Genomic DNA, 19,443 nt, shown 5'->3' with positions numbered 1-19,443 from the left:
TTAGTACCCACTTTTCAGATCTATCAAATTCATGTAAAGTATGGAAAAGACATCTAAGAAATAAGCGTTTTTGAAGGGTAGCTGACCTTTTATACGAGAGGAGAATGAATAATGTACTCTTTATTAATCGTGGATGATGAAAGGTGGGTTCGTCAAGGATTAGTTACAACGATTGATTGGGAAGCAGAAGGCATAGAAGTCATAGGAGATGTAGAGGATGGAGAAGAGGCTTTAACCTTTATTCAAAACCAGATGCCGGATATCATCATCACAGATATCAAAATGCCGCGTATGGATGGCCTTGCTTTCATTGAAGCCGTCAAAAACGCCAATATGCCCTCAAAAATCATTATTATTAGCGGGTACAGCGAGTTTAGCTATGCGCAAAAAGCGATGCGTCTCGGAGCCGTTGATTATGTGCTGAAGCCAATTGAGGAAACACTCATGCTGGAGGTTGTGCGGAAGTGCATTGAACAAATAAAACGTGAAAGAGAAGATCATAACGAATTCGTGCAGATGTCAGAACGCGTTCGAGAAAGTTTACCGCTGGCGCGGCAGCGGTATGTTGAAACGCTTCTCACAAATGGAAGCGCTTCACAACAATTCTCGCGCACTGTGTGGGATCGTCTCAATATTCCACTAAACCCCGATCAGATCAAAGTCATCATGATCAAGATTTATGACTGGGGCGTGCATGAGCACAACCCGAAGGAGCATCACTTGCTGCGCCATGCCATTGGCAATCTAGCCAAAGAAACCGGGAAAAATGCAATGAAGATGATCGCTTGTCCATTGCATGACGACCCCGATACAGATTTAGCCATTCTAGTTTCCCCCAACAAGGAAGCTGATCTTGCCCATGAGCAGGGGATTTGGGAGACACTCATCTCCGCTTGCTGGCGGTACTTGGGAATCGGCATTAACATTGGAATAAGTAAAAATAGTCATATCACAGACATCCATGCCTCGTTCCAAGAAGCCGTGCAGATTTCCGCTTATGCGTTCTACGAAGGATACGGTAAGGTTTATGATGCGGATCGGATGGACGTGTCTCCATCTCATTCACTTCCTAAATATACGCCGCCTAATGGTTGGTTAACCCGATTTGTACATGCTGTGAAGCTTAGCGATGATGCTGCCCTTCGTGTATTGATTGATGAATTGTTCGGACATTTGCAAATACATAAACAGAAATGTTCGCCGCATGTGCTGAGAAAGGGCTTAACCGCACTCTTCACAGAAGTGGAGATGAAATTAGAAATCAATTATGCTTCGGATTTGAAAGAGGGAAATAAGAGCTTTGTCCTTCCCTACTTTGCTTTATCGGATTTAAAGGATGTGCTCCTCACGATCCTGCTCCAATTCCAGCCTGGTGATAACGCCTCGGGAAATCGAAAAAGATTTATTGAGCTCGCTGTCGACTATATGGAAAAACATTATACAGAACCGCTAACGATGAACCGGGTTGCCGAGCATTTGTTTTTGAACCCCTCTTATTTTAGCAAAATATTTCATGAAAAAACGGGGGAGACGTTCAGTAAATACTTAATTCGTCTTCGGGTCAACAGGGCTAAGGAGCTGCTCAAGGTTTCCACGCTTAAAATTTATGAGGTGGCGGAGCAGGTGGGTTACCAGGACTTCAGGCATTTTGCAAAACTGTTTAAAGAGCAGGAGGGAATGACGCCAGCTCAGTATCGCGATATTGGCGTCTAATGCCTAATATGGAGGGGACAATCGCTTGAAGCTTCTTGCGCATCTTAAATGGCGTTCCGTAGGCTATAAATTATTCATCTTATTTTTTGCAAGCATAACGATCTCCATCATGCTCATGGGGTATTTATCCTATCATAAAGCAAATGAAATTATCAGCTCCAAAGTCTCGCAAGTAGCTTGGCAAACGATTCAGCAAGCGAACAGGCGGCTTGAGCTTATTATGAACGAATATGATAACAGGTCTTTATTAATTTTTGGCAATAAGGAAATTCAGAAGGGTATTCTCGGGGAATACCGAGATAGCTACGATCAAAGCTATAACAACCAACAGATCGGCAAGTTTTTATCCAACTTGGTGAATGTCAAAAATGATACGTTGAACATTTATATTTTGGGAGAGCGTAGTGCTTCCTATCGGTTCACAAACACGGGTTTTACGGAACTGCCGATGGTGAGCAAAGTGGAAGAAGAGCAGGATTGGTACAAGCAGATTAAAGCTGCTAACGGTCAGGTGGTATGGTATGGCATCCGATCCCCACTTGTGCAAACAACACTGGATCAAGACAATAAACCTGTTTTTGTGATGGGCCGTTCGCTCAAAAACTTCGACAATCTGAATCAAACGCTCGGGGTGCTCATCATGGAGTTTAATCCGGAGTTGATCCAGCAATTTTTGTCCGAGGTTGATTTCCAAGCTCATGGTACGACGTATATTGTAAATCAGAATGATACGGTTGTTGCCGATTCGGACGGTTCACTGAGCATGCGACCAGCCGGCTTGAATCTTCCGCCGAATCCCAGCGGGTATTTAACAGACAGGGTCGATGGCAAAGATCTCATGGTCGTTTATGATCAATTGAAAATTAATGATTGGAAGCTTGTCGGTATGGCCCCGATTCAAAACTTGGTCAGTGATTCAAGAAAAATTGCCTATTACACAGTCTATCTCGTCATTGGTTTTAGCGTTGTGGCAATTGCCTTAGCGTTTTTATTTGCTAAGCAAATGCATAAGCCCGTCAGGATGCTTCTCTGGTCTATGCGCAGGGCAAGAGAAGGTGATTTCGATGTGCAAATTACGGATGAACGCAAGGATGAATTCGGCATGCTGTATCACGGTTTTAACACGATGGTGACGCGCATTAAGGATTTAATTGATGAAGTGTACATTCAAAAACTGCTTAAAAAAGAAACGCAATTGAAAATGATGGCTTCTCAAATAAATGCTCACTTTTTGTATAACACATTGGATTCCATTCATTGGATCTCCCGCATTTATAAGGTCGATGAGATCAGTACGATGATTTTCGGTTTATCGAAATATCTCCGGATCAGCTTAAGTGAAGGAAATGATTTTGTAACGGTCAAAGAAAGCGTTGAGCTGCTCGAGAGTTATTTATCGATTCAAAAAGTAAGGTATCAAGACAAATTTACCGTAAATATGTACATAGATTCCGCCATGCTGAACCATAAAGTTCTGAAATTCGTTTTTCAGCCACTTGTTGAGAATGCGATTTATCATGGGCTTGAGAATAAGCGAGGCAAAGGCCGGTTGGATATCCGTTGGAAACTGGACGGTCAGATTCTACACTTCGAGGTCGAGGACGACGGAATCGGGATTCAACCGGATAAAATGGCGGAGCTAACCGCTATGATGGCAAGTGATGAGTGGGAGGGGGAGCATAATTTTGCTCTAAGAAACATTCATTCACAAATTCAGCTAACTTATGGCAAAGAATATGGCCTTTCGATTGCGAGTACGCCGGGGTCAGGAACAACAGTGAAGCTAGTGCTGCCACTTCGAGTATGACGAAATCCGTGAACGAACAAAAATAATACACTAAAAACAAAAATCCCCACGTTTAAAGGAGGCATTGAAAGCGCCTACAATAAAGGTAAGCTCATAAGCGATTGAGAAACTTAAAGGAGGATCAATATGAACAATAGAAAAAAACGTATCGATTGGCAAAGCAAAAAGTTGATTGCACTCCCACTCTCAGCAGCACTGGCAATTACTCTGACAGCGGCCGGCTGCAGTTCCACGAACACCGCATCGAGCAGTCCAAGTACCAAAGGAACAGAAACAAAGAGCACAGACGCTAGCACGCCTAAAGCGGCTACAAGTTCAGGCGGACCGGTTACGATTGATTTTTGGTTTCCGTGGGGCGGAGACTATCAGAAGGATTTTAAAGCTACTGTAGTAGACGTTTTTGAGAAGCAGCATCCTAACATAAAAGTGAAAATGACCTTCGTGGAGACAACAGGCCAAACACAAGCCTCCGATAAATTGCTGACGGCTATTGCCGGCGGAAATCCGCCAGACGTCGCTTTGTTCGACCGATTCTTGATCGGTTCTTGGGCGGCCAAAGGCTCACTGACAGACTTATCGGGCTATGTGAAGAGCAGCGGAATATCTCCAGATGACTATTATAAAGGGCTTTGGGCCGAAACGGTTTATAAAGACAAAGTATACGCGTTACCATGGGGTACTGATAATCGCGGGATGTTCTACAACAAAACGCTGATGAAAGAAGCGGGACTTGATCCGAATAAGCCGCCTACAACGATCGCAGAGTTAGATCAAATGGCGGAGAAGATTTTCAAAAAGGGCAGCAACGGCAAATATTCGCAAATTGGTTTTATCCCATGGATGAATCAAGGATACTTATTCACGCATGCTTGGAACTTTGGCGGGAAGTGGGAGGATAGCAGCCATAACTTGACGCCGAACGATCCGCAGAACGTTAAAGCGCTTGCATGGATGGCTGACTATGCGAAAAAGTATGACATCGGAAACTTGACCAGTTTTTCCGATGCCATGGGGCAAACCGGTATGAATCCATTTTGGACGGGTAAGGTTGGTTTCGAATTTGATGGCAACTGGATTTTGAATGACTTGGCGAAATACAAACTGAACTTCGATTGGGGCGTTGCCCCAATGCCTGTAGCAGATGGCGCTAAACCGACGACTTGGGCAGGCGGTTGGTCCTACGTTATTCCGAAGGGCTCTAAGCATGAGAAGGAAGCATGGGAATTCGTCAAGTTCGTCGCGCATAAGGAAGGTACGCTGCTCTACGCCAAACGTCCGAAAGCCGGAAATGATATTACGGCAATGCCGCAAGTTAATGAAGAGTTGAAATTGTCCGAAAATCCGAACTTAAAGGTATTTTTGGACTTAATGCCAGGGGCATACACAAGACCGGTATCCCCTGTAGGGGCCTTCTTGTGGAATGAATCCATCAGGGTGCAAGACTTGGCGATTCATGGCAAAGGTGATGCCAAAACGCTGCTCGATGAAGTGAAGAAGAATGTGGACACCGAATTAGCTAAAGTAGGTAATTAGTTTCTAGAAAATAGAAGGCAGGGCATTCTGCATGGCCCTGCCTCTTATACTTGAAAAGGAGGGGAACGGATTGAAATTGGCTGAGACTGAAACTTCCATCAATAAATTATCAGCTTCCGCTAGTGTTGTTAAGACGAAGAAAACGCGCTTCGAAAGAAAGATTTCCTTATTCGGATTGATCTTCGCCATGCCTTGGATTATCGGTTTGCTTCTCTTTCACGCCTATCCGCTTATTATGTCAGCTTACTACAGCCTAACCACCTACAGCATTCTTGAACCCGGAGAATTCGTAGGTTTCGATAATTATGCAAATCTTTTTAAAGACCAGGTATTCTGGATTAGTATTTATAATACCTTGTACTATACGGTGATTTTCGTTCCGCTCAGTATTGCGTTTGGCGTGTGTCTGGCACTGCTGCTAAATTTAAAAATACGTGGGCAAGGCTTTTACCGTACCCTGTTTTTTATTCCTAGCTTAGTGCCTCCAGTCGCGACTACAATCATCTGGTTGTGGCTGCTCAACCCGCAATTCGGTCTTGTGAATTTTTGGTTGGAAAAGATCGGGATATCCGGCCCGCCCTGGATTGGAAGTGAGGCATGGTCTAAGCCGTCCCTAATTCTAATGAGCTTGTGGGGCACAGGGCAAGCCGTTGTTATTTATTTGGCAGGCTTGCAGGATATTCCCCAAGATTACTACGATGCCGCCAGCGTGGATGGAGCCAGTGCTTGGCAGCGAACGAAAACAATTACATTACCGCTTTTGACACCTGTTATCTTTTTCAATTTAATTATGGGCACCATCGGCGCTTTACAAAATTTCGTTCTGCCTTATACCCTCACGAATGGTCAGGGAACACCGGCTAATTCCATGATGTTCTATGTCATGTATCTGTATACGAACGGATTCGGTTACTTGAAAATGGGGTATGCTTCCGCAATGGCCTGGATTCTGTTCTTGATTGTGGTCGGTTTAACGGCGTTGATCTTCGTGTCGCAGAAGCGCTGGGTCCATTATCAAGGAAAAGAATAGGGAGGAGAGATCATTATGGGAAGCACAGAACTTGGAACTACTCGAAAAATATTTTCACACCTCTTGTTAATTCTAGTTGGCGCCTTTTTCCTTTCACCATTTCTATGGATGGTATCTACTTCACTCAAAGCAAACGACGAATTGTTCACATGGCCTCCAGTCTGGATCCCTCATGTTATGGAGTGGAGCAACTATCCTGCAGCGTTAGATTACATTCCTTTTTTCAAATACTTGAAGAATACGCTTACAATTGCAGGCCTGGCAACATTCGCGGTGCTGTTATCCTGCCCGCTTGTTGCTTATAGCTTGGCTAGAATTCCTTGGAGGGGGGCGAAGCCGCTTTTTGCAGTGACACTCATCGTCATGATGCTGCCTTATCAGGTCACGATGATTCCCATTTTTATCGCCTTCAAAAATTTCGGCTGGGTCGGGACCAGCATCCCGCTTTGGCTTCCCGCTTTTTTCGGCGCACCGTTCTTCATTTTCTTGCTACGCCAATTCTTTATGGGCTTGCCCAAAGAACTGGAAGATGCAGCACGCATTGACGGCGCCTCAGAACTCCGCATTTATTGGCAAATTATTCTTCCTCTGTGCCGACCTGCTTTGCTGACGATCGCGTTGTTTCAGTTCATGAACAGCTGGACGGATTATCAGGGGCCGCTCATTTATTTGTCAGACGATAACCAGTACACGTTGATGCTTGGCATGCAGTCGTTCAAATCGCAGCACGGCGCCGAGTGGCAGATGATGATGGCTACGCTGGTTATGATCACATTGCCTATTATTTTGCTCTACTTTTTTGTACAAAGGGCTTTTATTCGAGGAATTACTTTCTCAGGTATTAAATAGGAGGCTGCAGTTCAATGAGCAAAATTCGTATTGGTATGATTGGAACGGGAGGAATCTCCCAAGTACATGGCCGTCAACTGCTGGAATTAGAGGAAGCGGACATTGTAGCGTTGTGTGATACAAGCACAGAGAACAGAGAAAAGTTTGCAACCAAGTTTGAGCTTGAAGGTGTAAAGCATTTTACAGACTATAAAGTTATGCTGGATGAAATTGAGTTAGATGCTGTAGTGATCTGCTCTCCGCATACGCTGCACTTCCAGCAAGCGACCGATGCGCTGAGCAGAGGGCTGCATGTTCTCATTGAGAAGCCCATGACTTGTTCATCAGAAGAAGCGGCGCTCTTGATTGCAACAGCAGAGAAGGCTGGGAAAGTCATGCAGGTCTCCTACCAGCGCCATTTCCAGCCGGAATTCCTTTTCATTCGCGATGCGATTGCACGTGGTGAGATCGGGAAGCTGACGTCGATTACGGCATCGTTGTATCAGGAATGGAAACAGTTCACTACCGGCTTGTGGAGACAAGTGCCGGAGCTGTCTGGAGGCGGTATGCTTATGGATTCCGGAAGTCACATCGTCGATGTGCTCCTATGGACGACGGGGCTTACACCGGCTGAAGTGAAGACGAACCTGCATACCCAAGGAGCACCTGTGGAGATCGATTCATTTACCTCCATCCGTTTCGAGGAAGGCGCTGTGGCTGGGCTAAACATTATCGGTTTTGCGCCATGCTGGCATGAAACCTATGTGTTTTGCGGCGAAGACGGAGGTATTTTTTACGATAATGGTAAAATTACGATCCGGCGCATTGGAGAAAAGCCGGTTGTTCCTGAACTGCCTAAACAAACGACGAATCAAGATAAAAGCTTTATCGACGCCATTCTAGGACGCCATGAGGTCAAGGTGCCAGGTACATTTGCGCTGAAAGTTGTTAAGTTCACGGAAATGATATATCAAGCTGCTGGGTATAAACCTTATTAAGGCTAAGTTGCCATGAGGAGAGAAATACGATGAAATTACAAATAGGAATGCGCATACCGCCTAGAATCGGCGCTGAAGGACTTGAATTAACCGCTGCATGGGCTGTCCAAGCAGGTTTGGATGTCCTTGATGTTCCGCATTTGAATCCTGAAGTCAAACAAATATGTGAGGCAGCGGGGATCGGCATTGGTTCCGTGGATGCCTTGCAAATGGGTGGAACACTTCTAAGCAAAGAGGATGCTCGTAGAGAGAATGCGGCCGAAGCCGTCAAGAAGCAGATTACGGAAGTGGCTGCTCTAGGAGCGAAGGTCATGTTCATGTGTCTCGTGCCGGAAGATCATACGCAATCACGGCAGGAGAGCTTTGCCATATGGAAGGATACATTTCCGGAGATTGTGGGCCATGCGGAACGCGAAGGCGTCTACATAGCCATAGAGGGTTGGCCTGGGCCAGCCCCTCATTACCCGACGATCGGTTGTACGCCGGAAATGTGGCGTGCCATGTTTGATGCACTGCCTTCCAACCATTTTGGCTTAAATTATGATCCGTCTCATATGGTGCGGCTAGGTATCGATTATTTACGCGCATTGACAGAGTTCGGTGAAAGAATCAATCATTGCCATGGCAAAGATACCGAGATTCTGCATGATGAGTTGTATGAATGCGGCATCTTACCGGCAACTTTTGGTGCAAAATATGGCTTCTCGGAAGGCTCTTGGCGGTATACAATACCAGGTCAAGGGGATGTTGAGTGGAGTAAGGTCGCTGTACGTTTAGATCGTCTGGGTTACAAAGGTGCGATTTCCATTGAACTGGAAGATCACCGTTTCTGGGGCACATTGGAGAAGGAACGGGAAGGTATCGTGAAAGCGGCGGCGCATTTAAGAAATTATTTTTAATGTAGGCTTCAAAAACCTTATCTATTCAGCATGCTGCTGTTTAGATAAGGTTTTTTTGAGTAAGGAAAATATATCCAAGGTGTGGCGAATATGATAAGATAATGTCGAATTCGTATCCTGATGTAGACTTGCAAGGGGGAGCCCAATGCACGCACGTATTTCGAGTCAAGCAGCTAAACAGCCGTCACAAGGAGGGAATTTAAGAAGGCCAAGTACCCAGCAGAATGTGTCGAATCATCCCTATTCATCCCTCTTACAATTACAACGAACAATCGGAAATAAAGCTGTCCAGCAGATGATAGTCGGGACGCCAATGATTCAAGCTATGAGATGGCCTGCCCCTAAGCAGCAAACAAAATTAATGGCCCAAATCGATGAACATTGGAGCGACTTGGACAAAGAGGATGTTAAGGTATTCTATGAGTGGTGTACTTCGGATAAACAATTTGAGATTATTCCCAAAGAACTTAGTCACTCGGAATGGAAAACGCTTAGGGATAAATGCACGGGAGCACAGATGGATGATCAAGGTTTCTCTGGTGATCCGAGTGAGAAGAATGTACGGGATATTTTTACCTTCCTTACAGCGAAGAAAGTGATTCCCTTCAAAAGTTTCGATATGGGAACTTATGTAGAATCAAATGAACTGTTAGCTGCTGATATCGCAAGTAAGCAAACCCAGGGAGTCTTCAACCTCGACCGAATTATTGAGCTGGATAAATCATTCGCGTTTGATCTCGTTGAGGCGGATAAGGAACGGCATGCTGCTTTATGGGAGAAAGATAACAATACCGACCTCGAAAGAGAAAAGATATTGTCACTTAATCAAAGAATCAAAGCGGCAAAAGAAAAAATACAGATTGCCCTGACATCTTTGGTACATGCCCATGAGACCAGAATCGCTGAGGAGAAAGAAGCGGCCAAAAAGAAAGCCAAGATCGACGATGCGATTCTAGCCGCTGAGCAGTCTTATGCGATTACCGGCTGCAGCCCATTGACACAAGCGATATGGAACAGCACGAAAGCAAATGCCGGGGCAACGGGTTATTTGGAGATCGGCGGATCGTACTCGGCTCAGGAATTGCAGACCGCTCATGATGAATGGCGATCTTTTGGCATCGCATATGACAGTTCGGAAGGTAAAGTCGATTTTCTGGATAATATCCATAGTCCAGGGACTGGGAAGGCACAGGATAAAACAGGCCATGCCAATTACGAGAGCCGCTCCTGCTCCAGTCAAGTGGATTTCATCTCAACGTGGGGTGGAAGTCGTACGGTTATGCACGTGGGTTTACAGGGAACGGAGAAATAAGCTTGTGTTGAAAATAAACATTCTCGAACCGCGCTTAGCGCGGTTTTTTCGATAAATGGTTACTTCACTACTACTTGTATGATACAATGAGTTTAGAAATTGACAGAAGATGGCATGCTACATACAACAAACATGTGTTGAGGTGAAAGGATTTGAATGACAAAGTTGTGCTGCCGGTTTGGACGGTCGGCTTATTTATCGTTATCATGAATACGACGATGTTTAATGTTTCTATCCCTAGTATTATTGGTGATCTCCAAATATCTGCGGATCTCGGGGCGTGGGTCATCTCTAGCTATTCCATTGGATATGCGTTATCTACGGTTATTTACAGCAGGTTAACGGACATTGTGCCGTTAAGAAAGCTGCTGACAGTAGGGCTGCTTGTGCTTGGCCTCTCTTCCGTATACGGGATTTTTGCGCACAGTTTCGGCGCTTTGCTTGCCGCTCGTATCCTGCAATCCGCGGGTGCCGGTGTCATGGCCGGGCTAGGTTTGGTGCTGGCGAGCCGATACGTGCCCTTAGAGAGACGCGGCTCTGCCATCGCCATGATCTCAGCTGGAAGTGCCATGGCATTTGGATTAGGCCCGATTGTAGGAGGGCTTATCAGTGAATATTTTGGCTGGAACGGACTGTTTGCGATCACTTGCCTCGTCTTAGTCATCCTGCCAGTGCTGCTCCGCTTGCTTCCGAAGGAGGACTCTCAGCCTTTCCGTTTCGATCTCGTCGGGGCGATCTTAACCGTTGTCAATGCTGCTACCGTACTATTAGCGGTGACGCAATTATCTATGATTTGGATCGTAGTCAGCGTTGTATCCTTCTTGCTGCATGCTTGGCATTTGAGGCGGGGGAAAGAAACGTTCATCAACCCGGAATTATTGAGGAATCATGATTTTCGTAAATTGGTCGTCATTGGGTTTTGTGTGTTGGTTTTAAATCTTGGAAATCTATTTCTGATGCCGCTAGTACTGGCAAACTTGTTTCATCGCACAGCGATGGAAATCGGATTGACGATTGCTCCAGGTGCCATATTATCGGCATTTTTGACTCGCTTCGTCGGTCGCTGGATTGACACCTATGGGAATCTGCGGTTTCTGCTGATTGGACACATCGTGCTTTCTATAGTTATGCTGCTTTTTTACGCGGTCGTAGGTACTTCTTCCATCGTTGTGCTTGTCGGGTATATTTGCTTTTCGCCAGCATTTTCAGCAACGCTGTCCTCTTTAAACAACGAGACTTCGCGTATTCTTCCGAAAACGCTCATCGGTTCAGGCATGGGACTGATGCAGTTGATCCAGTTTTGTGGCGGATCGATCTCCGTCGCTGTGTGCGGCATTTTGCTCGAGGTTCAAACGCATACGAGCCTTGCTTTGTCCTATCAGCATGTGTATGGCTTATTGCTGCTAATTGGTTTGGTTTCAATCGGGATGTTATTGTGGTACAAGTCTTCGGGTAAAAAAGTGCAACAGGCTGGAAATTGATGTTCGCAAAAAGAAATCAATGACTTGTAAAATGAGTGAAGGTCAGCTATTATGGATATTGCAGGTCCATAAGGGTAAAGAGTATATTTTAATCGCTGGAAGGTGTTATTCATGCAATTCTCCAAAAGCACAGGCCATGCTCTGCATGCCATCATTCATTTAGCTCGCGCTGAAAGAGGTCAACATGTAGGCATTAAGGAATTGGCTGCGCTCCTAGGAGTCTCCGAGAGCTATCTGTCCAAAATCATGTCGAAGCTGCGGCAGGATGGCATCGTGCGTGCAATGACAGGTGCAAGTGGGGGCTACGAGTTGGCTAAATCAGCAAATCTGATTACGTTTCTTGATGTCATTCAGGTTGTGGAAGGCCGTCAGAAGATGTATGAATGTTTCAATCTGGATTCACAGCAGCATCAGTTATTTTTTGAATCAAACGTTCAGGATTCGCATCATTCCGACCATCATGCAGGCAATGGGTGTGAGTGTTTGGTTAAAAAAGTGATGGATGGTGCTGAACAGCAGATGGTTCATTATTTACAGCGGCACACGATTCAAGGGGCACTTGATTCAGCAGCATCAAAAAGTAATAAATAAGTAGTAACAAGGAGCTATTAGCTTCTTCTAGCTATATTATGGATATTAGAGATCCAGGAGGGTGATTAGATGAAACAACTTATAGATGTAGGGATTATTGGCGGTGGGCCGGCAGGATTGAATGCAGCGCTTGTGTTAGGGAGGGCCAGAAAAAACGTCCTGGTCATCGACGAAGGAAGGCCTCGTAATCGAGTAACACGGCACACGCATGGTTTTCTCACACGGGACGGCATAACTCCGGGGGAATTTCGGCGGATTGCGAGAGAACAGATTCAAGCGTATCCATCCGTTCAGTTTGCTGATGAGACTGCGGTAACGATAACAGGTGCGGATGGTGACTTCCAAATAACGACCGCACAAGGCAGTACGTATCGAGCGAAAAAACTGCTGTTCGCCGTAGGCATGAAAGACCTTCCAGTCGATATTGAGGGCTTAACTGAAGTGTATGGCACAAGCGCGTTCGTTTGTCCATATTGCGACGGATGGGAGCTGCGAGACCAATCGCTTGTCGTTATTACAAAAGGCGCGAAGGCGATGCATATGGCCAAATTGTTGGCAGGGTGGACCTCGGACTATGTCATTTGCACGAATGGACCCGATGAATTAACCGATGAACAACGCGCAGAACTCAAGCAGCATCATGTATCCGTGTTTGATTCACCGATCTTACGCATTGAGTCAGACAAGGGTATGGTGCAGCAGGTGATCTTGAAAGATGGCAACATTGTTCCTTGCACGGGTATATTCTTTGCACCAAAGCTGGCTGCCGGATCTGATATCCCGCCAACGCTTGGTTGCCAGATGACGGAAGCCGGGGCCATTGTCGTTGATGCTTTTGGGAAAACGAATGTTCCGGGTATTTATGGTGCAGGTGACGCCTCTTCAGAAATGTATCAAGCGATTGCAGCCGCCTCATTAGGTGCTTTAGCTGGTGCCGGGATTAATAATGAGCTGCTTATAGAGGCATGGGATCGCCAGGGTTAGATAAATGCTGGACGCCGCATCAGCAATTTCGTTTTCTTATTATCATGAGCTAATTAATAATCCAGTATTCGGATGTAAAAAAACCAGCTTCTCGTCAAATTCACGAGGGCTGGTTTTGATGTTTGTAAGATAGAAATCAGAAAGTTAATGCTAGGGTACGAGCTTCTTGAACGGCTTTATCTTTAATTGCTTGAGCTTGATCGGAAGCAGCAGCCATGCCTTCTACAAAAATAGCATCAAAGCTTGGCACACCTAAGAATTTCATGATCGTATCCAAATGGCGATGGCTCATTTCGAAATCAGCGTAAGCCGATCCAGGAGACAAGACGCTGCCGCTAGCTTGAATGTGAAGGGCTTTTTTATCAGTCAACTGTCCAACAGGACCCACACCAGCTACGTATTTGAAGGTTTTGCCTGCGACACAGATCGCGTCGATATAATCTTTGAGTACAGGCGGATAGGAGAAGTTCCACACCGGATTGACGAATACATACTTGTCTGCAGCAACGAATTGATCAACAAGCTCGGATAGACGGCTAACTTTCTTTTGCTCAGTGGCAGTTAATTGATCAAATGCTGTGCCAGAACCTAGTTTCCCCCAAGCGGTGAGTACATCGGCGTCAATGCGCGGAATGTCCATTTGAAAGAGATCAAGGTAAATCACTTCATCATTCGGGTTAGCTTCGCGGTAAGATTGAATAAATTGGTTCCCAACGCTAGTACTATAAGATGCTTCACCTTGCATAGGGTGAGCAGAGATATAAAGAACAGTTGACATTGTAAATTCCTTCTTTCTACGAATATCGGAATGAGATTCCGGTTTATGATCACCCGACAATGAGTCAGGAGTAACTAATCCTCAATCACTAACATTTAGTATGTTACTATGAAAACATGCTCCTGTCTATTGACACATAGTGGTAGATAAGGATAACACAAAAAAGGCTGCCCAGTAGGGCAAGCCTTTTTTGTGTTAAGCAAAGATCCTGTTAAATTTACTTAGGAGCTCACCGAATTTTTGCTGATCTTCTGCGGGCCAATCTCGCAGTAGCTCCGCAACACGTTCATAGCGAGCCTGCTTGTTGGAGGCCAGCTCCGCGGCGCCGCTTTCCGTGATCTGCAGCGAGTAGGCACGTCCATCTTGAGGATCAGGAATCCGATAGACGTAACCTTTTTGCTCCAGTGAAGCGGTCTGTCGGCTGATTGTCGAGATATCCAACTGGAACTCCTCCGCCAAAGCTTTCACACCAGACGAGCCGTTCGAAGAAATCTGATGGAGTAATAGATAGGCGGAACGGTCCAACGTGCCGATTTTTCTATTGGTCGTTGCTGCTAGAAACCGGCGCATGAGGATGGCGAGTTCGAGCTCAATCGTTTCAGCGGGATGATCGATCTTTTCGGACATGGAGTACCTCGTTTATAATTTAGTAGAAATGACTATGAATTTATCGTAACATACTAGGTTCATTTTGAATATGTTTCAGAATAGGGTACGAATTACAATTGAAGTTCCCTGTATATAGTTGTATAATACAAATATATAGTTGCATTATACATCTAGATACATCAGAAGGCAAATGATATGGGGGGGATCGTCAATGAAAGCAAAAGAGATCATGGTTCGCCAAGTTTACAAAGTAAAAGAAAACGACCCTGTTCGCGATGTGATTGAGAAATTTATTAAATACAGAATCAGCGGGCTTCCAGTTGTCAATGAGCGGAATGAAGTGGTTGCGTATATTAGTGACGGAGATATTATGCGCTACATCGGCAAGCATGATGATCATGTATTCGGATCTTATATGTACACGGCTGTGATCAAAGGGGACGACGAAGAGTTTGATGAGAGAGTTCGCAGTCTGCTTCCCATGTGTGTCATGAGAATCGCTCAAAAGAAAGTGATTGCGGTAGATGCGGAAGAAGATATCGAGCAAATCGCGGCCATTTTGGGTAAAAAACGAATAAAAAAACTGCCGGTGGTCCATCGCGGCGTATTAGTTGGCATCATTAGCAGGGGAGACGTCATCCGGCATTCATTTCAAACTTTATTGTAAGCGGATACGAAAGTTAGAAAAAGGAAAAAAAGGATGTCCGGGCAGCCTCGAGAGGTTGGGGGCATCCTTTTTTTGCGACATTAATAAGCTAAAGCGGACAGACCGTTGATATGCGACAAGTAACGAATATTACTTGCTTCTTTCATCAAGGAAGCCGGTAAGCCTTTCAGCTGTGTGTTGTTACCGCCAATTGTTCCGATACCGTCTTTGCGGCCTAAGCTGCCAAGTGTTCCGGAGAATACAGGAACGAATTTGTCCATTGCTCCACCTTTGACTTGAACGGATAGGTTGTATCCAACGGTTTCACCCATTTGCCATGCAAGCTGTGCAGTAGGAGGGTATGGTCTTTCGCCACCTTCAGGGAATACAACCGCGCAGTCACCTGCAAGGAAGATATCCGAGTGGGAAGTGGATTGAAGCGTTGAAGTGACAGTCGCACGACCGCGATCTTCTGCGATTCCGCAGCTGCCGACAACCGGGTTACCTTTCACACCACCAGTCCAAATAATCGTATTAGATTCGATGGTTTGTCCACTTTTCAGTGATACCGTGTTTTTAGTAGCTTCGGTAATGGCAACGCCAGTCAAGAAAGTGACGCCACGTTTCTCAAGGCTTTCCACCGCTCGCTCGATCAGCACTTTAGGGAATACTGGCAGAATAGCAGGACCTGCTTCTACGCAATAGATGGAGACATCGCTGAAATCGATGCCTTTGCTGCGGCAAACTTCAGGCAGTTTATCCGCGAATTCGCCAACAAGCTCAACGCCTGTTAGACCGCCGCCACCAACAACGATTGTTGCGTCAGCTTTGTTGCCGGATGCTTTGTAAGCATCCAGACGCGCTTCAACGTGCTCGCGAATACGGTTCGCATCGGAAGCTGATTTGAGAACCATGCTGTTCTCTTCCAGTCCGGGAATGCCGAAGTAGTTCGTTTCGCTGCCAAGAGCAACGACCAGCGCATCGTAAGTATGTACTGCGCCACTAGTAGTAATGACTTTTTTATCATCCGGTTTAATTTCTTTGATCGTATCAACCACGATATTTACTTGTTTGTTGCCAAGTAATCTTTGCAAAGGAAGAGCAACGGCTTGCTCTTTAATCGTTCCGCCAGCAAGACGGTGTAATTCCGTAATAATTTGATGCGTAGGAAAACGGTTGATGATTGTTATGTTTGCTTCTGAAGCTGTCAGATGTTTGCGCGCTGTTAGTGCGGTCAAAAGGCCGCCATAACCGCCGCCAAGAATAAGTATTTGTTTAGCCATCGTTATCATCCCTAGTCCGTATTAGTTTTTACGTTCAGCAAGTACGTTCAAGAATGCTTGTGCAAAACGAAGTGTTTTCTGCACTTCTGGGTCTTTCAGCATTTTTAGTATTCCGAATAGACCGATTGTTGCTCCTGCATCAGCCTGCGAGCGTTCGCCAGCTTCAATAGCCGCGGATGCAATGTCTTTTGCCTTTTCTTGTACCGGTTTAACAAACTCGCCAATACCATGGGCAAAATCGTTGATCAATACTTTGTCTGTAGCTACACTTTGCGCAAAATCATAAGCTTTGGTTAACACAGTCACCATTTCTGCCAGTTTAGGCAGATTATCGACCAGAACAGTCAGAGATTGTTGCACCTCAGGCTTAAGCAATTGGTCGAGTACGTCTAACGATTTTGGTTCCGCAGCAGCCGTTGCTGCCACTTCTTGAACAGCAGATGTCTGTGACATATGAAAATCCTCCTTTGCGATGAAAAAAATCGGGTACTGTCGCAATGTGTACGGGTGAAACAATCGTTTCCCACATGGTTGTAACATTTTTCACATAAGAAAATGTCAAGCAACATCGCACAATTGGATATAAACCGTATTTAGGTATTGTACACCTAATGGACACAAAATTATAATTGAAAATATTTCAAATTTGTGAACATTAGCTGAAAATGGGGTACAAAACCTGTTAAAAGCCGTACAGGAAAACCAGGTGCATCCCGTCGAATACGACTTATGGTTCCTAGGCTTTGGTCCTATGGATCGGATGTCGTTTTTTGCTGATCTCGGAAGGATTCTTTAAGAAAAATATTGAAATACTACACAAGAACGCCACAAAAGCAGCAGTGGTAATCGTTTGTACATAGCACTTATCGGGGAAGGAGACATAAAACTTGAATGTGTTTATTATTATTCTGATCTTATTGGTTCTAATTGGAGTATCCAATGTCGTGAACCGCTTTGTACCGTTTATCCCCATACCATTGATTCAAATTGCCTTGGGGGCCGTTCTGGTGATTGTACCGTTAGGTATTCACCTGGAACTGGAACCGGAATTGTTCTTTCTGCTGTTCATTGCTCCGTTGTTATATCACGATGGCAAGCATACACCGAGAGACGAGCTGTGGAAATTGCGCGCGCCGATCCTGCTTCTCGCCGTGGGTCTCGTTTTCATAACGGTATGTGTTGTGGGCTATGTTGTCCACTGGTTGATTCCTTCCATCCCTTTGGCCGCGGCATTCGGATTAGCCGCGATTCTCTCGCCTACGGATGCCGTAGCCGTCAGTGCCTTAGCCGGTCGTATTCATTTGCCTAAAAGCTTGATGCGGCTCCTTGAAGGAGAAGCCTTAATGAACGATGCGTCCGGCCTCGTCGCCTTCAAGTTCGCTATTGCCGCGGCGGTCACCGGTGTGTTTTCGTTCCCCAAAGCAAGTCTAAGCTTTATCGTCATCTCCATTGGAGGCCTGGTGATTGGAGCGCTAGTCGCCTTTTTAATTATTGGCATTCGCCAGCTGCTGCGCCGTGCAGGACTTGAGGATGAGACGATGCATATGCTGCTGCAAATATTGACGCCTTTTATGCTCTATTTAATCGCCGAGGAGTTAGGCGTATCGGGTATTTTGGCGGCGGTAGCAGGTGGACTGGTACATGCGATCGAGAATGAGCGATTGGCCTTTACGATGCCGAATCTTCGAAATGTTTCTAATTCAACATGGTCAGTCATTTTGTTTGTTCTGAATGGATTGGTTTTTGTTCTTCTGGGCTTGCAAATCCCGGGTGTATCCAGGACGATTCTCAAAGATCCTCATTTCGATAATTTCAAAGTGATCGGTTATGCCCTTCTCATCTTTGTTTTACTCTTGGTCCTGCGTTTTGTTTGGACGTTTATTTTTGCAAGAGGGGGGCGCTGGTTCGGAAATACGAATCAAGAGGTACCTAGCTTGCGTATGTTATCGTTAACGGCGATTTCGGGAGTACGTGGAGCGATCACACTGGCAGGTGCTTTCTCCATACCGCTTATTTTGCAAAATGGCGCTCCGTTTCCGCAAAGGGACCTTATCATCTTTCTTGCCTCTTCCATTATTTTGTTCTCTCTTCTGACCGCAAGCATTGTGCTCCCGCTGATCGCTAAGAAGAAAAATACGGACGGCGATGCGGAACAGGAAAGAATGGAGCGTGAGTGGCAGCTGGAGGTTATGGCTGCAGCCGTTCGAGCTCTTCAGAACACTAGCAACGAGAAGAATGAGGTTGTTGTAGGTACGGTAATTGGCGATTACAAATTAATGATGCAGCAGCTTGGTCAAAAGGACGGTAACTTGAAACGTCTGCCGCGATTCCAACAAGAAGAAGCCGAGATGCGGCTGCTGGCTCTGGATATTGAACGCAAGGTTGTGCATGAGCGTCTGGAAAACGGACAAGTGAGCCGTGAGCAGGCTAATTATTATTTAAACATGCTGGAACAAGTAGAAATAATTTTGGCCAATAAACTCGACTTAGGTAAAGTGCTAGTCAAGAACATCTGGCGCCGCTTGAAACTTCTATTTACGTTCTTGACGCGGCCGCGCCTTGCTTCTAATATTGTAGAGCCTGATTTGGCAGAGATTCGGACATTGAAAATGCAATGCAGCCAAGCTGTCGTTGAAGAATTCTCCAAACGCTGCGCCTACCAAAGCGATGATGCAACAGAGGGCGTGCTGGACTACTACCAGCAAATGGTGGACAGACTGCGCAGGTTCGCGTTCGGCTCAAGGCGCAAAGATTCTTCCTTCATCGACAGCCGGCGTGAGCTGCATTGGATCGCTATACAGGCGGAGCGCGATGCCGTGCAATGGTTCTATGAGCGGGGCGACATCACACGCGATATGGCCTCCTTGCTTCGACGAATCATTCGGAACAGAGAAGCATCGCTCTATGAGCTTGAAGGAATTGGCTAATTTCAGTGATTTTATTTTTACTTT

At 45.7% G+C, this 19,443-nt stretch carries 17 protein-coding genes; 13 read left to right on the top strand and 4 right to left on the bottom strand.

Annotated features, from left to right (window positions below; genetic code table 11):
• Window positions 1-111 precede the first annotated feature (111 nt).
• From ACUN27_RS20255 to ACUN27_RS20205, 11 genes are all read left to right on the top strand, one after another.
• Window positions 112-1,713 carry a response regulator transcription factor gene (locus tag ACUN27_RS20255; RefSeq protein WP_445559514.1) on the top strand — a complete coding sequence of 534 codons (1,602 nt, stop codon included), beginning with the start codon at window positions 112-114 and terminating at the stop codon, window positions 1,711-1,713.
• 25 nt (window positions 1,714-1,738) lie between these two features.
• Window positions 1,739-3,520: a cache domain-containing sensor histidine kinase gene (locus ACUN27_RS20250; RefSeq protein WP_315949950.1), complete on the top strand. Its 1,782-nt coding sequence runs from the start codon at window positions 1,739-1,741 to the stop codon at window positions 3,518-3,520.
• Window positions 3,521-3,646: 126 nt separating this feature from the next.
• Window positions 3,647-5,053 (top strand): ABC transporter substrate-binding protein, encoded by a 1,407-nt coding sequence (locus ACUN27_RS20245; RefSeq protein ID WP_315949951.1) that lies wholly within the window; start codon window positions 3,647-3,649, stop codon window positions 5,051-5,053.
• Between the two features lie 70 nt (window positions 5,054-5,123).
• A complete protein-coding gene (locus ACUN27_RS20240) occupies window positions 5,124-6,083 on the top strand; it encodes a carbohydrate ABC transporter permease (protein ID WP_315949952.1) in 960 nt (319 codons plus the stop codon).
• Between the two features lie 15 nt (window positions 6,084-6,098).
• Window positions 6,099-6,932: a carbohydrate ABC transporter permease gene (locus tag ACUN27_RS20235; RefSeq protein ID WP_315949953.1), complete on the top strand. Its 834-nt coding sequence runs from the start codon at window positions 6,099-6,101 to the stop codon at window positions 6,930-6,932.
• Window positions 6,933-6,946: 14 nt separating this feature from the next.
• Window positions 6,947-7,909 carry a Gfo/Idh/MocA family protein gene (locus ACUN27_RS20230; protein ID WP_315949954.1) on the top strand — a complete coding sequence of 321 codons (963 nt, stop codon included), beginning with the start codon at window positions 6,947-6,949 and terminating at the stop codon, window positions 7,907-7,909.
• A gap of 29 nt (window positions 7,910-7,938) precedes the next feature.
• Window positions 7,939-8,808, top strand: a complete 870-nt coding sequence (locus ACUN27_RS20225) for a sugar phosphate isomerase/epimerase family protein (protein WP_315949955.1) — start codon at window positions 7,939-7,941, stop codon at window positions 8,806-8,808.
• A gap of 145 nt (window positions 8,809-8,953) precedes the next feature.
• Window positions 8,954-10,120, top strand: a complete 1,167-nt coding sequence (locus ACUN27_RS20220; RefSeq protein WP_445559513.1) for a hypothetical protein — start codon at window positions 8,954-8,956, stop codon at window positions 10,118-10,120.
• A 152-nt stretch (window positions 10,121-10,272) separates the two neighbouring features.
• Entirely contained in the window at window positions 10,273-11,601 is a 1,329-nt protein-coding gene (locus tag ACUN27_RS20215; RefSeq protein ID WP_315949957.1) for an MFS transporter, read from the top strand.
• 111 nt (window positions 11,602-11,712) lie between these two features.
• Window positions 11,713-12,192: an RrF2 family transcriptional regulator gene (locus tag ACUN27_RS20210; protein ID WP_315949958.1), complete on the top strand. Its 480-nt coding sequence runs from the start codon at window positions 11,713-11,715 to the stop codon at window positions 12,190-12,192.
• Between the two features lie 69 nt (window positions 12,193-12,261).
• Window positions 12,262-13,176, top strand: a complete 915-nt coding sequence (locus ACUN27_RS20205) for an NAD(P)/FAD-dependent oxidoreductase (protein WP_445559512.1) — start codon at window positions 12,262-12,264, stop codon at window positions 13,174-13,176.
• 136 nt (window positions 13,177-13,312) lie between these two features.
• Here ACUN27_RS20205 and ACUN27_RS20200 read toward each other — a convergent pair whose 3' ends face one another.
• The gene (locus ACUN27_RS20200; RefSeq protein WP_315949960.1) at window positions 13,313-13,954 is read right to left on the bottom strand and encodes an FMN-dependent NADH-azoreductase; all 642 of its coding nucleotides are present in this window, start codon (window positions 13,952-13,954) and stop codon (window positions 13,313-13,315) included.
• 195 nt (window positions 13,955-14,149) lie between these two features.
• Window positions 14,150-14,581: a MarR family winged helix-turn-helix transcriptional regulator gene (locus ACUN27_RS20195; protein WP_315949961.1), complete on the bottom strand. Its 432-nt coding sequence runs from the start codon at window positions 14,579-14,581 to the stop codon at window positions 14,150-14,152.
• A 193-nt stretch (window positions 14,582-14,774) separates the two neighbouring features.
• Here ACUN27_RS20195 and ACUN27_RS20190 point away from each other — a divergent pair, with 193 nt between their 5' ends.
• Window positions 14,775-15,230 (top strand): CBS domain-containing protein, encoded by a 456-nt coding sequence (locus ACUN27_RS20190; RefSeq protein WP_315949962.1) that lies wholly within the window; start codon window positions 14,775-14,777, stop codon window positions 15,228-15,230.
• An 80-nt stretch (window positions 15,231-15,310) separates the two neighbouring features.
• Here ACUN27_RS20190 and ACUN27_RS20185 read toward each other — a convergent pair whose 3' ends face one another.
• On the bottom strand, window positions 15,311-16,492 hold the full coding sequence (locus ACUN27_RS20185) for an NAD(P)/FAD-dependent oxidoreductase (RefSeq protein WP_315949963.1): 1,182 nt from the start codon (window positions 16,490-16,492) through the stop codon (window positions 15,311-15,313).
• 21 nt (window positions 16,493-16,513) lie between these two features.
• Window positions 16,514-16,945, bottom strand: coding sequence for a DUF1641 domain-containing protein (locus ACUN27_RS20180; protein WP_127454156.1), 432 nt, complete (start codon window positions 16,943-16,945; stop codon window positions 16,514-16,516).
• Between the two features lie 440 nt (window positions 16,946-17,385).
• Here ACUN27_RS20180 and ACUN27_RS20175 point away from each other — a divergent pair, with 440 nt between their 5' ends.
• A complete protein-coding gene (locus ACUN27_RS20175) occupies window positions 17,386-19,419 on the top strand; it encodes a Na+/H+ antiporter (RefSeq protein WP_445560649.1) in 2,034 nt (677 codons plus the stop codon).
• Window positions 19,420-19,443 lie beyond the last annotated feature (24 nt).

Source organism: Paenibacillus sp. WC2504, assembly GCF_052682475.1.
The sequence above is the reverse complement of the archived record's forward strand: the minus strand, read 5'-3'. Positions and strand labels throughout refer to the sequence as shown.

Bases quoted from the DNA above. Each gene is read 5' to 3' on its own strand.
- ACUN27_RS20255 (WP_445559514.1), top strand. From the start codon at position 112: ATGTACTCTTTATTAATCGTGGATGATGAAAGGTGGGTTCGTCAAGGA.
- ACUN27_RS20245 (WP_315949951.1), top strand. From the start codon at position 3,647: ATGAACAATAGAAAAAAACGTATCGATTGGCAAAGCAAAAAGTTGATT.
- ACUN27_RS20235 (WP_315949953.1), top strand. From the start codon at position 6,099: ATGGGAAGCACAGAACTTGGAACTACTCGAAAAATATTTTCACACCTC.
- ACUN27_RS20230 (WP_315949954.1), top strand. From the start codon at position 6,947: ATGAGCAAAATTCGTATTGGTATGATTGGAACGGGAGGAATCTCCCAA.
- ACUN27_RS20225 (WP_315949955.1), top strand. From the start codon at position 7,939: ATGAAATTACAAATAGGAATGCGCATACCGCCTAGAATCGGCGCTGAA.
- ACUN27_RS20220 (WP_445559513.1), top strand. From the start codon at position 8,954: ATGCACGCACGTATTTCGAGTCAAGCAGCTAAACAGCCGTCACAAGGA.
- ACUN27_RS20210 (WP_315949958.1), top strand. From the start codon at position 11,713: ATGCAATTCTCCAAAAGCACAGGCCATGCTCTGCATGCCATCATTCAT.
- ACUN27_RS20205 (WP_445559512.1), top strand. From the start codon at position 12,262: ATGAAACAACTTATAGATGTAGGGATTATTGGCGGTGGGCCGGCAGGA.
- ACUN27_RS20200 (WP_315949960.1), bottom strand. From the start codon at position 13,954: ATGTCAACTGTTCTTTATATCTCTGCTCACCCTATGCAAGGTGAAGCA.
- ACUN27_RS20195 (WP_315949961.1), bottom strand. From the start codon at position 14,581: ATGTCCGAAAAGATCGATCATCCCGCTGAAACGATTGAGCTCGAACTC.
- ACUN27_RS20190 (WP_315949962.1), top strand. From the start codon at position 14,775: ATGAAAGCAAAAGAGATCATGGTTCGCCAAGTTTACAAAGTAAAAGAA.
- ACUN27_RS20185 (WP_315949963.1), bottom strand. From the start codon at position 16,492: ATGGCTAAACAAATACTTATTCTTGGCGGCGGTTATGGCGGCCTTTTG.
- ACUN27_RS20180 (WP_127454156.1), bottom strand. From the start codon at position 16,945: ATGTCACAGACATCTGCTGTTCAAGAAGTGGCAGCAACGGCTGCTGCG.